Consider the following 14,878-nt stretch of genomic DNA (forward strand, 5'->3'; position numbering starts at 1 on the left):
TAACTACAATGGTTAGCTCTTGAGGAGAACGTAAGCCGTGGACGAAGATAAAAGCTGTATTATTCGTCACTTTAGTCACTACTGCTCGCTGACTGAAGAGGAGAAGCAGTTGTTAGACTCCCTTGAGCAGAGTCCGACCACTATCAAGGCTGGCGACTTACTGTGGGAAGCGGGCGCGTCAGCAGACGAATTCTGCACGATTAGAAGCGGCTGGGCCTACTCTTTTCGCCATCTTGAGAACGGTGACCGGCAGATTTTAGAGGTCTTTCTGCCTGGCGATATTATTGGCCTGCGTGAATTTGCTTTTTCACAGCGGTTAGATAGCGTCCGCATGATTTCTGATGGCGTGGTGTGTCACTTCCCCCATAGGCGTATGCTTGAAATATTTCGCCAGTCGCTCACCTTGACGTCTGTGCTTTTCGCCATCAGCAGCCGCCAACAGGCTCTGCTGACTGAACGACTCGTCAACATAGCCAGACGTACTGCTAGGCAAAAAATGGCGCACTTTCTCCACGAAATGTATCTTCGCCTGCGCCAAACTAACCGTGATATTGGCGGGCAGTTTCGTCTCCCTCTTTCACAGGAGCAGCTAGCTGATATTTTGGGGCTAAGCCCGGTACATGTTAGCCGTACCTTTAGTGCATTAAGTGAAGAGGGGCTGGTTTTCCGAGACCGTCACCATGTCACAATCCCTGACTTGGATGCCCTAGCCACTGAAGGCGAGTTTGACGACTGCTACTTAACCGATAGCGTTAGGCCACTGCTGGAGCAGTCCGCATAAAAAAGCCGCGCGCCTAGGGCACGCGGCTTGTTAGTTGCCTATTTTTAATCACCCACCTTTATTAACCACACTTAGACCAGCCGCAGCCTGCATAGCAGGTGGGGCAACCGTCCATCATGATTAGCTCACCGCGACACTCCGGGCAGTTGCCTACGCTGGGGGGGCCACTGCCTTCAGGCTTTTTTACCGATGCACCTGACCCGCCAATCGGTTCTACGGCGCCCTGCTCTACCGAGGCGGCTTCTGCTTCTTCAGGCTGCCAGGCATGGCCGTGCTGCATACGGTGCGCATAGCGCTCCACCAGCGTTTCTACCGGCACTTGGTTGCCATCCTGATCAAGAAAGCCACGGCGATAAAGAATTTGCTGAATCGACCAGGCAATTGCCGCGACTTCTGAGTCGTGAAACACCGGCTTGTTCCAACGGTTCATTCCACAGCGCACCAAGCCTTTATCCCAGGCCACCTTGCGAAGGTCGGCAACTGCCTGGGTCACGTAGCCACCACGGGCGGCCAGTGACAGGCTGCGCATAGTCGCCGTGATCCACTGGTGTTCGCTGGAGAGCTGGCCAGAGGGAAAGAAAAACTCAACGGGCCGTTCAATCACAACTCGCCGACCGCCCATCACGCCCTCTACGGGCATAAAGGAAACCAGCAAGTAGACTTTTTTACGCCCTTCAGCACCTACGTAAGAAATCTTTTCAGAGACGGCTTCCAGCGTTCCTTCCGGGCGAGAGGGAATCCGAACCGTCAGCGGATCTTCTTCGGGTAGCTCAGGGGCAGGCGCGGCCTGCTCCTGCTGCTTAATGCGATAACCAACTATTTTTGAAGTAATTTCAACAGCCATATCGTTCTCCACTTAGCAAAGGTGTGCGTGGTTTAGTCAGTAAGATGCTGCCCGCACTTACCATTTGCCGTAGGTGCCCTCTTTCAAGCCATCAAACAGGTTAGCGGCATTATGCTCTTCACCGTCGTAAATCACCGTTTCATCGCCGGTAAGCTCTAGGGTTTCACCATTTTCCAGTTCGAACACATAGGTGGTGTTTTTAAGGTCGTCTTCGCGTACCAGCACACCTTGGAAGGCTTCAGGGTTAAAACGGAAAGTGGTACAGCCTTTCAAGCGGCTTTCGTAGGCTTGCAGGTAGAGGTTCTGAAATTTTTCAAACGGAAAATCGGTAGGCACGTTCACCGTTTTAGAAATGGCCGAATCAATCCACTGCTGAGCGGCTGCCTGCACGGCCACGTGCTGCTCCGGCGACACCGAGTCAGCAGTAATAAAGTAGTCGGGTAGATCGCTCTCCACCGCATCAGCGGCGATAAAGTGGCGGTAGGCCGCCAGCTCAAACGACAGCACTTCGACCTGCTCTTTGGTTTTCTTGCCCGACTGGATAATGTTACGGAAGTAGCGGTGCGAGAACGACGGCTCAATGCCGTTAGAGGCATTGTTACCCATGGAAAGCGAAATAGTCCCAGTGGGCGCAATCGAGCTGTGGTGGGTGAACCGCGCACCGTGTTCGGCCAGTGCCGCTACCAGCTCAGGCTCTAACTCGGCGACTTTCGCCATATATTGGCTGTAGCGGGCATGCAAAATACGCCCCGGCACCTTGTCGCCTACTTCGTAACCATCGCTTGCAAGCTGGGGGCGCTCACGCATCATTTTCGGCGTAATGGTGTGCTCCTGCGCTAGCACCGGTGCCATGCCTTTCTCTTTGGAAAGCTCTAACGCTTGTTTCCAACCCTCCAGGGCAAGGTGACGGCTGACCTCTTCAGTGAAGGCTAGCGACGCGTTTGAGCCATAGGGGATTTTGAGCATCGTCATCGTAGACCCCAGCCCTAAAAAGCCCATCCCGTGGCGACGCTTAGCTTCAATTTCACGCTGCTGCTGGGGAAGCGGCAGCCCAGCGATCTCCACAACGTTATCCAGCATGCGGGTAAAAATAGCCACCACGTTACGGTAGCGCTCCCAGTCAAAACGCGGCTTATCGCTGAACGGTTCGATAACAAACTGAGTGAGGTTGATAGACCCCAACAGGCAGGCGCCTTCCGGTGGTAGCGGCTGTTCACCACAGGGGTTTGTGGCGCGGATATCTTCACAGAACCAGTTATTGTTCATACGATTCACTTGGTCAATCAGTATGAAACCCGGCTCAGCGTAGTCATAGGTGGAGGACATGATCGTATCCCACAGCTCGCGGGCTTTGATCACTTCAACAATGCGGCAGGCCACACGGCCCTGCTCATCCACCGTATACCCCTCTTCGATAACGGGCCAGTCGCGGTAGATCAGGTCCTCGGCCTTAACGTCCTCTTTTTCACCGGGATGGAGCGGAAACGCCAGCGGCCAGTCGGCGTTGTTTTTCACCGCTTCCATAAACTCATCGGTTATCAGCAGGCTAAGGTTGAACTGACGCAGGCGGCCCGCTTCCCGCTTGGCTTGGATAAACTCACGCACATCTGGATGACCGACATCGAAGGTGCCCATCTGCGCACCACGACGCCCACCGGCAGAGGCGACGGTGAAACACATTTTGTCATAGATATCCATGAACGCCAGCGGGCCGTTGGTACCGGCGCCTGCGCCAAATACAAAGGCGCCCTTATGGCGCAGCGTCGAAAAGTCGTAACCAATGCCAGCGCCGGACTTCAGCGTCATGCCAGCATCCACTACGGAATCAAGGATATCTCGCATGGAGTCGCGAATGGTGCGCGATACCGTACAGTTAATCAGGCTCACCGCTGGCTTGTAAGCTTCCGCACCGGCGTTAGACAGAATCCGCCCGGCAGGAATGGCGCCATTTTCCAACGCCCACCGGAATTTCGGCAGCCATTCGTTCGCTTTATCACCTTCCACCGCCGCTAGCGCCCGCGCGACCCGCTCAAAGGTAGCCCCCACATCCTGGTCAACAGGGCGGCTATGACGATCTTTAAGGCGATACTTAGCGTCCCAGATCTCCCGCGAGGGCGCCTGCATCGGAACATCATTAGAGGTCTTCATAGCCTTAGCAGCGGTGCTCATGTGACAAAACTCCTTCACAACGGGGTGAATACAGTACTCAAATGCGGCGATTATACGTGGCATCGAAATGAAGTATAGACTTGACTTCACACTATATACGCCACTTAATTTTCTCATCTACTACTAGATATAGGAAAATCAGCGCGTTAGCTTTTGTTGGTCGCCAACACGCTATAGGCTAGGGTTTTTCTTGTGCGAAATTGATCATGCAAACGTACACCTCTCTCTCAACGCTTGTGATTAGCACCATGGCGGGCGCCACCCTTTGGGTTGCCGCGCCCTTCGCCGCAGCGGCTACGTTTAACATTGAGCAGCCCGAAGCCCATGGCCATTGGCAGTCGATGATGCTTGTTCTGGGTGACGAACGTCACGTGCGCGCAGTGGAGACTCACAGCTACTCAGATGCGACCTTAAGCCTTAACGCGACTCAGGGCGTTTGTGATCTACCTTGGCTGGAAATGCGCGTTACCCTTGAGCAGCAGCAAGGGGAAAGCAAAGCGGTCAATCTCGTACCGGCTAGGCTGCGTATTGATGAGCAACCCATCGTGGATACCATGGCCGAATTTATTACCGAGCGCGGCGACGATGGCTTTTACGCACACTTCTATCTCAGCGAAATGTCTGCATTAATAGACGACATGCGCCAGGGCGAGCAGCTATTTATCGGCTTTGATCAGGAAGCGAATGCGCCGTGGTATATGACGTTTAGTCTGGAAGGCGCTGATGGCGCCATTGGGCGCATGCAGTCACTGTGTGAACCGCCCTTAGCTGCCGAGACAGGCTATTAATCCCTATACGGTGTCTGGTAGCTGTAAGTTTTCAATCGGCTGAGGCCGTGAAAAGAAGTAGCCCTGATAGACAAGACACCCTTGCGCATTGAGCCAGTCGCGATGCGCCTGGGTCTCGACCCCTTCGGCAATAACCTCTAGTTCTAGGCTATGGGCCAACGCAATCACCGTCCGCACAATCGCGGCATCTGCCGGATCTTCCAACACGTCTCGAACAAAGGATTGATCAATTTTAAGCTGATCTAGAGGAAGCTGTTTGAGGTAGGCCAGCGACGAATAGCCGGTACCGAAATCATCCAGGGAGAAACGAATGCCTAACTGCCGCAACGCCTCCATGCGGCAACGCACCTCGGCAATGTCCTCCATGAGCAGCGACTCAGTCACTTCAAGCTTTAGCCGCTGCGGATTAGCCCCGGTACGTGCTAAGACAGCTTTTATTTGTTCAACAAAACCTACTTGTCGGAACTGGTTAGGGCTAACGTTAACCGCAGCACTCAACGCTGCGGTATGCGGCTGCTGCGACCAGACCACTAGCTGCCGACAGGCCGTTTCCAGCACCCACTCACCAATCATCCCGATGAGGTGCGTTTCCTCCGCTAGCGGAATAAAGACACCCGGAGACACGATACCGCGCTCGGGATGCAACCAACGCACAAGCGCCTCAACGCCCACGACCTGACCACGCTCATTCACCTGGGTTTGGTAGTAGAGCGATAGCTGCTGTCGTTCAATCACGTGGCGTAGGTCAGACTCTAGCTGGGCACGCTCCTTCACCGCAGCTTGCATAAAGGGGTCAAAAAAGCACAGCGCATTGCGCCCAGAGGCTTTGGCTTGATACATCGCCAAATCTGCCTGCTGTAAAATTTCGCTTACGCCTACCGACTCCCCAGCAAATAGCGTCACACCAATACTGCCAGAGATCTGGAGTGGGTGGTCATCAATGACCAACGGCTCTCTGAGAGCAGTCAGTAGCTTATAAGCAACACCTTCTGCATGCTGCGCAGCCACCGCGATATCGTCCCCTAGCTCGTGAAGCATAACGACAAATTCATCGCCTCCCAGCCGGGCAGCGGTATCACTATCACGCACAATACCCGCGAGCCGTTTGGCAACGGAGACCAGTAACGCATCGCCTAAGTAGTGGCCCAGGCTGTCGTTAATGGTTTTAAAGTTGTCCAGGTCAATAAACATCACCGCGCTGTAGTGACTCTCCTGACGTGCCTCCCGCTGGCGGGCCTCAATGCGGTCAATCAAGAGGCGACGGTTGGGAAGCCCGGTCAGGGCATCAAAAAACGCCAGCTGATGAATTTCCTGCTCAGCGGCTTTGCGCTGGGTGATATCACTTAACGTAGCCACATAGTGGGTAACGGCGCCGTTATCATTACGAACAACGCTAATGGTCAGCCATTGAGGATAAACCTCACCATTTTTACGCCGATTCCACACCTCGCCTTGCCAGCGATCCTGCTCATTGAGAGATAGCCACATCTGTCGATAAAACGTGGCATCGTGGCGGCCAGAATTCAACATCGCCGGTGTAAGGCCCACTACTTCTTTTTCGTCGTAGCCGGTGATCTCACTAAAGGTGTGGTTAACCTGCACAATGCGGTTATCCGCATCGGCAATAAACATGCCCAGGTGCGTTTCAAACGCCATTGCAGCAATTTTGAGCTGCGCGGCTTCAAGCTCAGTGGCTTGCTGCGCTGTTTTTCGGGCCGCCACCTCTTGAGTCAGCTGTTGGCGGTGCTCACGCAGGACTTTTTCCGCCGCATAGAGGCGTCGGTAGTGATAAAAGGCCGTCGCTCCTAACGCCGCCAGCAGCACTATCCCCACCAAGATAATCCAAAACCGCCGCCACCAGTCGTGCAAATAAAAGGTGGTGTCTTCACCACTGATGACTAGCCAGGGAGCATCACTCAACCGCCGCGCGCTAAACAGCCGCTGCGTATCATCGACTGGCGAGACGCGCTCCCACGTAGCCGCAAGTTGATCACTTGCTAAAAAATGCGCCAGTTCGGGGGTACTAACCTCGCGGCCCAGCACGGCAGGCTCTTCGACGCCCCCCTGGGAGCGCTGCATGATGACACGGGGCGTAGCATCTAACAGCGCAAGACTTGCGCCTTCATTTAGGGTTAAACGCCCCATCAGCTGCACAAAATAAGCAGGATTTAACCGTGCAACGATATATGCCTCCGGCTCACCAACGCTGTTTTCTACGCGTAATAGGTGGAGCAGGCGCAGCCCATCCGCGCGCTCTGACCAGTAAAGGCGCGAGACGGCATCGCGGCGGTCACGTTGACCAACTAACCCAGACAAAACGTCCTGCACGCCAACATCAAACCGCGTGCTCTGAAGCGGTAGTGTTGATGCCAATACATTGCCTTGTGGATCAAGCAGGCCAACTTCATCCCAAAGTGCGACCTGGTCGCGCTGCTGCGCTAAATAGTGCGCCAGCAACGTCGTATCAATACGCTCGTCATAGGTGAGTTGATAGAGCGCCTCAACGCTCTCAAGGGCGTGACGTGAGGTCTCCAGCGCACTTCCTAACCACTCTGCTACTACATCAGCACTAGCGCCCGTGCGCGACTGCGCAGAGGTTTGCTGGTTGAGATAGAAGGTGCGCATCTCCCACACCACCAGCATGACGATACCTGCCAGTAATAAGCTGCCAAAGAGCCCTACCCATCGAGGGGAGAGGTGGCGCCATTTCTCACTCTGATATCTCAAGATGGTTCCTTGATGGCGACTTCAACACGGTTACGCCCACTCCGCTTTGCCTGGTACATCGCCATATCCGCGCGGGCGACTAACGTTTTGCAGCTATCTCCGGGCCGCCATGCCGCGACCCCAACGCTGACGGTGATGGGCTGTGGCAATTTATTTACCTCCAGCGAGGCAACAAGATGGCGCAGCCGCTCCGCCAGACCAGCGGCCGCCTCTATGTCGGAGTGAGTCGCTAGCACCACAAATTCTTCTCCGCCCCAGCGGCCCAGGTGGTCACAACCGCGTAGAGAACTTTCCACCAAGCGCGCTAGCGATACCAACACGTCGTCACCCAAGCTATGCCCGTAGCTATCGTTGATCTGCTTAAAGTGGTCTACATCGAACAGCAACACTGCAAAGACCGCGCCATAGCGTTTAGCGGCCACCAGCTCAGCGTCGATGGCTTGCTCAATGCGGTAGCGGTTCCATACTTGGGTCAGCGGGTCGAAATGCGCCAGCTGCTCTAAGCGCTGATTTGCTTCGGCCAGGGCTTTGCGCTCGCACTCTAGGTACATATTGAGCGTGCTGATTTCGTACGCTGAAATCGCCAATGTTAGGTCTTCCCCCAAGTCCACGGCTGCTAGGCGCTCGACCCGCTGCCACGCCTCGCTTTTACCCACCACTTCTTCATGCCATGCCGCTGGAGGAGTGGCTATGACGGCCCCCTGAGGGAAAGCTTTAGGCTGCATCGCCCAATAGAAGCTTTCTACCTGCTCAGGACGGAAAAACAGCAGCCAACCGCGCTGAGCGAGGTTCACGGGCAGGGGCACTGCTAGCACACCACACTGCTCGGGCATGGACAGCGATGTGGTTAACGGCTCCTTAGAGATATCCCGAGTACACCACGGCCCGCTATGACCATGGGCTTTATCCAAGCGCCTAGCCAGCTGGCTAATCGCCTCTGGGGCCGGCGTATTACCAGACTGAAAAACGCTGCCCTTCGCCCATAGTGCCACGCCGTGGGAACGAAACAGTGCCATCCAGGTATCCGCCTGTTCAGCCAAAAGTTGCTGGGGGCTTTGCGGTTCTTCGCGTGCTTTGGTTGAAAGCGCCAAGCTATCCTGCACGCGCTGTAGATAGCGCGCTTCTTGGCGTGCCCGCAGCAGCAGCAGGCGCTGAGTCGCCATTTGCACCAGCATGCGCACTGCGTCACGCACCGGAGGGGCCACCGGGTGTGATTTCGCCGAATAACAAAACAGCAGCCCCCAAAGGCCAGTATCGCTCTGCATAGCAACGCTTAACGCCCCGCGAACGCCAAGACGGTGCAGATAGCGTTGACGCTCTGGGGCAGGGGCACGCAGAAAACTATCGTTAAGTGCCACAGGGAAATCACGGGGGACTAAGTATTCACTGGGCGCTGCCACATCCTCAATTAAGCGCACCGGATGGCGCTCGTAGGCGAGGCGTAAGGAAAGGGGAAAGTCGCTGGAGGGAAAACGCTGACCTAACAGTGACGGTAAGCCGCTGCCGCATGCTTCGGCGACGATCAGCCCGTGCCAGTCGCTGTCAAGGTGGCAGATCGAGACGCGATCGTGACCGGTCAACTCTTGAACAGCCCGCACTAGGTAGTCAAGCAACTCCTCTTGATGACTCGCTTCCGTCAGCCTGAGCAAGCGCTCATTCACCGTGCCTAACAAGCGCCGTTTACCAACCGGTGTCAGTGGTTCAATTTCTACCACAACGTAGGCGCCTGAACGGTAGGCATAAAGCTGAAAGCGCGTTGAGCTCGCCGGGCGGGTAAAGGTTAGCGGCCCGGCCAAGCGCTGCTGGCCCTGTAGCTCGTGACGTAGCCGCTGGCTTAGGCGTTTGCCCAGCACTTCCGACAGCGTCTGATCACGCCCGTCGGTAACGGTCATGCCAACCAGTGCGGCGAGGTTGCTACTGAAAGCTTGAATGCGCCGACTGTCAGCATCCAACACCAGCAAAGCGCCAAACGACTGAAGTAAAGGGTGTTGCTTCGGCACGAAATAGCCTCGAAAAAAAATCTATTCACCCTCAAACTGCTGCTTTAGCAACAGCTCAACGCGACGATTGGCTGCTCGCCCTTCTGCGGTCGCGTTACTTTCCATGGGTTGGGTGTCGGCATATCCGACCGCCCGCATTCGTGAAACAGCGACTCCCTGGCGTTCAAGGTGGCGCACAACCGCAATCGCGCGTCCTACCGAGAGCTCCCAATTCGAGGGGAACCGAGGAGTAGCAATGGGTATATTATCGGTATGCCCCTCTACCGAAATTTGACCTTCAAAGGCCTCAAGCGCCGTTATCAGGTTTTCTAGCACATTCTGCCCTTGGGGCGTTAGCACGGCATCGCCACTGGGAAACAAAAGGCTATCATCAATACGCAGGGTAAGGCCTTCACGGCCTTGGGAAACACTGACCCCGGGAATATTTAGCCCCGCCATCTGCGGCCTTAGCCCCTGGTGACGAGGCTGAATACCAGTGGCTAAGGTTGCCAGGGGCAGCGCAGTAATCGCACTGGCCGAGCGCATTCTATCGCTATCTGCCGCTTCTCCCCCGCCTGGCGGCGTTAACGCCAGCAGGAGGACAAACAGGGTGATTAGTAGCGTCAATACATCCAGATAGCTCGTTAACCAGCTCTCATCCCCCTCGCCTTCGGCATTGGGCATTTCCAGCGCATGACGGGCTTCACTGTTCAGCATGTCGCTACCCTTTTGTCGCGGGGCTAGGCGTGGTGCGTGGCTTTACAGTAGCATCGCGTATTTCGTCGTGGTAGTTGGCAACAAAGGAGTTGAGTGTTTCTTCAATAAACGACGGTAGGCGACGTTTGGTGATGAGCGATATACCTTCAAGCACCATGTTCATGGTAATGAGGCGCTCTTCGGTACGACGCTCAAGCTTAACGGCAATAGGCTTAAACACTAGGTTGGCGAGCAAAATACCGTAAAACGTGGTGAGCAGGGCAACGGCCATGCGCGGGCCAATGACTTCTAGGTCACCCGCATCCATGACTTCAAGCATGTTAACCAACCCCACCAACGTACCAATCATGCCAAAGGCAGGCGCGTAAGTGGCCATCGTGCGGAAAATTTGTGCTTCTGCATGCTCGCGCGCTTTTAACCGCGCTATGCGCCAGCGCAGCATGTCGAAGATTTCATCCTCTTTGGTATTGGCAATGACCAGTTGAATGCCCGTGCGTAGAAACGGGTTACGGGTGTGCTCAAGCTCTTTTTCCACCGCCCGAACATCGCCTTTAAACCATAGCCGAGACATCGACACGAGTTCGTTAATGTCATCTCGAACATAGGTATTTTCACGGCGAAACACTAAGCCTACCAAGCGCACTACCCGAAGTACTTCTTTCAGCGGGTAACTGATAAACGTAGCGGCCAGCGTACCGGTAATGACAATCGCTAACCCCGGTAAGTTAAGAAAGCTTTCTGGGGACTCTGCGGTAAAAAACAGCACGCTTACCAGCAGTAGAATGCTGGCAGATATACCGATCAGCGTAGATGGATTCATCAACGGCTCCTCGCCGGGTTCAAATAAGTGAGTGAGAGATTAATTGGCGTCGTGCAAACGGGCGCGTAAACGGCTAACGGCCTGACTATGCAGCTGGGAGACACGGGACTCGGTAACCCCCAGCACAGCACCCACCTCTTTTAAGTTCATCTCTTCTTGGTAGTACAGCGCCATTAACAGCTTTTCTCGCTCTGGCAGCGCCTCAATCGCCTCAATCAAGGTTTGACGTTGCTGAGCGTCCAACAACTGGTCGAAGAGCAAATTGCCAGCGCCGCTACTAGGCTCACCACCCTCTGTCACCAGCTCTTCAAACGGCAGCAGTTGGCCGCTGTTGGTGTCATTGAGTAGCTGCTGATAGTCGCTTAGCGGCATTTCTAAATCACGGGCGATTTCCCCCTCTTCGGGAGCGCGGCCTAGCTGTTGCTCCAGCCGCCGCACCGTCTCATCCATCGCCCTGGCCGAACGTCGCACGCTACGAGGTAGCCAGTCGCGCGTGCGTAGCTCATCCATCATCGCGCCACGGATTCGCTGGCTGGCAAAGGTGGCAAATGTCGCGCCTTGGGCCGCATCAAAGCGCCCAAGGGCTTCTAACAACCCCACCATGCCCGCCTGGATAAGATCATCTAGCTCGATGCTCGCGGGCAACCTCACCTGCAGCGTTAAGGCCTGACGTCTCACCAGTGGCATGTATTGGGTTAACAGCTCACTCTGTTTGATCCTGCCTTGTGCTGTATACATCCTCGTGCCTCGCGGCTAAAACACTTTTTACTGGTAATTCACGATGGCTTGCAGCCCCTGTACCCGTACCGGCCGCTGGCCGGGCGTTAAGGCAAAACGAAAGTACAGCGGCGCATCGGCGTGCTTTCCGGCTAATGCCATAGTGGAACCCCGCATGCTGTTAAGTGGGATGCACTGTTCAGGGTGACATAGCCAAGCATTGACTGGCGACGCCGGTGGCGCCTCATACCGCCACTGTATCCGATCAATCACTGCGTTTCCCACTTGCGCTGCGCTGGGCGCTACGATGGGCTGGCTGCTGCTGACCCGGTCGCTCATGGCGACCATGACACTGGGAACTTGGCTGCTCCAACTGCCAGGTGCTGCCTGTACGCTACTTGCCAACCCCATCGCGATGAGCGACACCGTAATGCTCACCGTGACCACCTTTAAGATGCTCCTGCCCTGCCTGCTTTGTCGCTGCATGGGTGCTCCCAGTAACGCTACTAGATAGTGGCCAGTACTTCTCTGCCAATACCCGCTTGCTTGTAAACGCTGCAGCCCTTATCGGGCAAGCAGCAGCAGTTCTGTGTCTAAATAACCTGCGGCAGCTTCTCGCAAGTTATCGAGTAATCCTTGGCGTGGCAAGTGGGGCTCATGCAGCGCCAACAGGCGCTTTGGACCTTTGTTGTCATGCACTTGCCGCAAAACTCGGTACATCGGCATAAACGCATCCGCATCGCTACTTACCCACAACGCCCAGCGCGGGTAGCGCGCCACCAGTAATGGCAGATTAGCTGTAGCAGGGTCAACCAGGTGAATGTCCCAGTCATCTGGGTCGCCTGCCCAGCGGCGCCCCAATGCCGACCACTGGCTGAGGCGGCTTCTTACCTTGTTAACCTGGTGCTGATGGGTGGGTAGGCCCACCACCACCAGCGGCTGTTTCGGCGTGGGCGGCGCCTCTACGGTTGGCACCATGGCGGATGCAGCATAAACAGAAGCCGCTTTTTTTGAGACTGGCTCTGTGGGAGCTGGCTCATCCGGTAGCGTATCTTCGGGTATGTCTCCGCGCTGCTGACGCTGTAAATCCGCCCATTTTCGCAGCCCCGCTGCCTGGTCTTGGCTGCTCATAGCATGCCCTCTCGGCTCACGCTACCTAGCTGACGAATCGCATCGCGGGCCATAAAGGCATGCACTAATCCGTCGAGCAAGGCGGTATCGCGCCGTTTTCGCTGGGTGCCTAGCAGCAGCATCAGGTCGGTGCGCAGGGCCAGGGCAGCAGCATCGTCGGCACTGTCCAAATGCCCTGCTACGGCGGCAACGCCGCTGGCCATGAGCAGGCGTATTTCAGCACTGACATCACCACTGTCGGCTTCTTTAAGCTGCTGCCATGCCCGCTTCGTCAGCGCGGTGACCCCTTCGCTTTGCAGCTGGGTCGCCAGTAAAGAGAGCGCATCAGCGCCTAATCGAGCAGGGCTTAACCAGTAACGCCGAGCAATACGCTTAGCGCTTTCGGGGTCACGAACCTCTCCGTACCATGCCAATAGAGCAGTGCCAGACGCGTCAGTCACTTCTGCATAGGCACTCCACAGCTGCATAGGCTGCCCACGAAAACGCACGCTTATATGGTGCGTAAGCGTGCTATCAATAAATAACTGGCGCTGGGCACAACGCGTGCCCTGGAAGTATACCCGCTGGCTGGCAGGCACCAAGCTGACCCAGGTCAGGTGTTGGGCTTCCAACCATGCCAGCGCTTCGGTGTCGGGGAGCGTAGGCAGCAAATGGACGGCGATGCCGTGTTCATCACTTTGTGTTGCCAAACGGGGCTGCCAACCGGCGGGCTGGCGATGCTGCAGGCGGGGCAGCGCCGACCAAGCCCCGTTAGCGTCTAGCCCAATATCTGGCATTGACCAGTCACAGCCGCGTTCATTGCGGCGGGGCGACCATGCCATTCCTAGTAGGTTGTCTGTCGGGGGCGCATCAGCGAGTAAACGATCAAGCCGCCCATCCTGCACTGCGCTAGGCAGGGCGGCGATATCCCATACCGCCTCTAAGCGGGCAAAACCCGCCACTCGCTGGCGCAGGCGCGTCAGTACCGATGAGAGACGACGCCCTTGGCCAAGCACATCCCTTGACCAGCGGGGCAGACTTACCGGCGCGGAAGCAGGCTGGCTGGCTAATGTGGATTGGCCGTCCAGCGCCTGGTCAATCAGCGCCGCGGGGTTCGCCACGGCCATATCTTCAGGCACTTGCTGCCCATGAGAGCCAAACAGCACACGCATTCCATGGCGCATGACAATATCAAGCACCGGCGCTAAGCGTCCGGCTTCGTCCTGCTTGGTGATAATACAGTCGTCTAGCTCGGCGCCCGCCGCGCGGGCGGCTTGCCGATAGCGTAGTACGACTTCTTCGAGCGTTTCCGGTTGGCTGGCGGCATTTAACAGCAGCACTAACCGCACGGTCGATTGCCCCCCCTGCAGGTGAGCGATTTGTTCAATGACCCGCTGGTCACGCTGGCTCATACCGACCGTATCAATGATTACCCACTGTTTACCCTGTAGCCGGCCTAGCAGATCATCAATAGGCTGCTCCGCATCGAGGGCATACATCGGCGTATCGAGCAAACGCGCATATATCCGCAGCTGCTCATGGGCGCCGATACGGAAGCTATCGGTGGTGACAAGCGCCACCGGCCGCGTACCGTGGCGCATCACAAAACGTGCTGCAAGCTTCGCGGTGGTGGTGGTTTTACCTACGCCCGTTGGGCCCACCAGCGCGACAATGCCCGTTTGGTCAAAAAAACTGTTTTCCTGAGTAAGCACCGGTAAGCGCGCCATCAGTTGTTCGCGCAGCCACAATAGTGGCTGGTTACTGTCGGCGGGGGCTAGTACCAGTGACTCCGGCAGGCCCGCCAGTACTTCGCTGCTTAACTCATCGCTAAAACCAACGCGCGCTAGCAGTTGGCGCAGCCGCGTGGACGTATCCGCCGCTGCGGCAGCGGCAGGTGCTTGCTGTTGGCGGGTCAGCAGCTCACGCATATCCTGCATTTCACGCAGCAAGCGCTCGCTCATGGCCTGAAGAGGGTCGGAGGCAGGCAGTGAAAAAGCGAGGGGAGAAGCGGGTGGCGGCTCTGGCGTGGGGGCTGGGTCAAAATGATCGACCGCTTCATCCGCCATCGCCAGAATCTCAACGCCGCCCTCGGTACGCCGGTTAGCAAGAATCAGGGCGTCATCACCCAACGTCTCGCGCACCTGGCGCATCACATCACGGCTATTTGCTCCGACAAAACGTCTAACACTCATGCTTTACCTTTTGCCTCTGCTTGAATGGCTGCCA

At 56.2% G+C, this 14,878-nt stretch carries 12 protein-coding genes; 2 read left to right on the forward strand and 10 right to left on the reverse strand.

Translation table 11 applies throughout. From position 1 onward, the window contains the following. Positions 1-37 precede the first annotated feature (37 nt). The gene (locus tag MOY_RS06235) at positions 38-781 is read left to right on the forward strand and encodes a Crp/Fnr family transcriptional regulator (RefSeq protein WP_009097714.1); all 744 of its coding nucleotides are present in this window, start codon (positions 38-40) and stop codon (positions 779-781) included. A gap of 61 nt (positions 782-842) precedes the next feature. On the opposite strand, the gene MOY_RS06240 is transcribed toward MOY_RS06235, so the two are convergent. Then, positions 843-1,625 (reverse strand): hypothetical protein, encoded by a 783-nt coding sequence (locus tag MOY_RS06240; protein ID WP_009097717.1) that lies wholly within the window; start codon positions 1,623-1,625, stop codon positions 843-845. Positions 1,626-1,682: 57 nt separating this feature from the next. Continuing rightward, positions 1,683-3,794: an adenosylcobalamin-dependent ribonucleoside-diphosphate reductase gene (locus MOY_RS06245; protein ID WP_009097719.1), complete on the reverse strand. Its 2,112-nt coding sequence runs from the start codon at positions 3,792-3,794 to the stop codon at positions 1,683-1,685. A gap of 206 nt (positions 3,795-4,000) precedes the next feature. Here MOY_RS06245 and MOY_RS06250 point away from each other — a divergent pair, with 206 nt between their 5' ends. Next, the gene (locus tag MOY_RS06250; RefSeq protein ID WP_009097721.1) at positions 4,001-4,582 is read left to right on the forward strand and encodes a hypothetical protein; all 582 of its coding nucleotides are present in this window, start codon (positions 4,001-4,003) and stop codon (positions 4,580-4,582) included. Positions 4,583-4,585: 3 nt separating this feature from the next. Here MOY_RS06250 and MOY_RS16665 read toward each other — a convergent pair whose 3' ends face one another. From MOY_RS16665 to flhF, 8 genes are all read right to left on the reverse strand, one after another. Next, entirely contained in the window at positions 4,586-7,309 is a 2,724-nt protein-coding gene (locus tag MOY_RS16665; RefSeq protein ID WP_139029296.1) for a bifunctional diguanylate cyclase/phosphodiesterase, read from the reverse strand. Further along, entirely contained in the window at positions 7,306-9,309 is a 2,004-nt protein-coding gene (locus tag MOY_RS06260) for a sensor domain-containing diguanylate cyclase (protein ID WP_009097726.1), read from the reverse strand. The genes MOY_RS16665 and MOY_RS06260 overlap by 4 nt, the downstream gene beginning before the upstream one ends. A 21-nt stretch (positions 9,310-9,330) precedes the next feature. Beyond that, on the reverse strand, positions 9,331-10,005 hold the full coding sequence (locus MOY_RS06265; protein WP_009097728.1) for an OmpA/MotB family protein: 675 nt from the start codon (positions 10,003-10,005) through the stop codon (positions 9,331-9,333). A 4-nt stretch (positions 10,006-10,009) separates the two neighbouring features. Next, positions 10,010-10,825: a motility protein A gene (locus tag MOY_RS06270; protein WP_009097730.1), complete on the reverse strand. Its 816-nt coding sequence runs from the start codon at positions 10,823-10,825 to the stop codon at positions 10,010-10,012. A 39-nt stretch (positions 10,826-10,864) separates the two neighbouring features. Beyond that, a complete protein-coding gene (locus tag MOY_RS06275) occupies positions 10,865-11,563 on the reverse strand; it encodes an RNA polymerase sigma factor FliA (protein WP_009097732.1) in 699 nt (232 codons plus the stop codon). A 27-nt stretch (positions 11,564-11,590) separates the two neighbouring features. Beyond that, positions 11,591-12,028, reverse strand: a complete 438-nt coding sequence (locus MOY_RS06280; protein ID WP_050949556.1) for a flagellar protein FlhE — start codon at positions 12,026-12,028, stop codon at positions 11,591-11,593. A 78-nt stretch (positions 12,029-12,106) separates the two neighbouring features. Further along, positions 12,107-12,673 carry a hypothetical protein gene (locus MOY_RS06285; RefSeq protein WP_009097737.1) on the reverse strand — a complete coding sequence of 189 codons (567 nt, stop codon included), beginning with the start codon at positions 12,671-12,673 and terminating at the stop codon, positions 12,107-12,109. Continuing rightward, positions 12,670-14,844, reverse strand: coding sequence for a flagellar biosynthesis protein FlhF (gene flhF / locus MOY_RS06290; protein ID WP_035540249.1), 2,175 nt, complete (start codon positions 14,842-14,844; stop codon positions 12,670-12,672). Before flhF ends, MOY_RS06285 begins: the two co-directional genes overlap by 4 nt. Positions 14,845-14,878: the final 34 nt, after the last annotated feature.

The organism is Halomonas sp. GFAJ-1, from assembly GCF_000236625.2.
GTDB lineage: Bacteria > Pseudomonadota > Gammaproteobacteria > Pseudomonadales > Halomonadaceae > Vreelandella.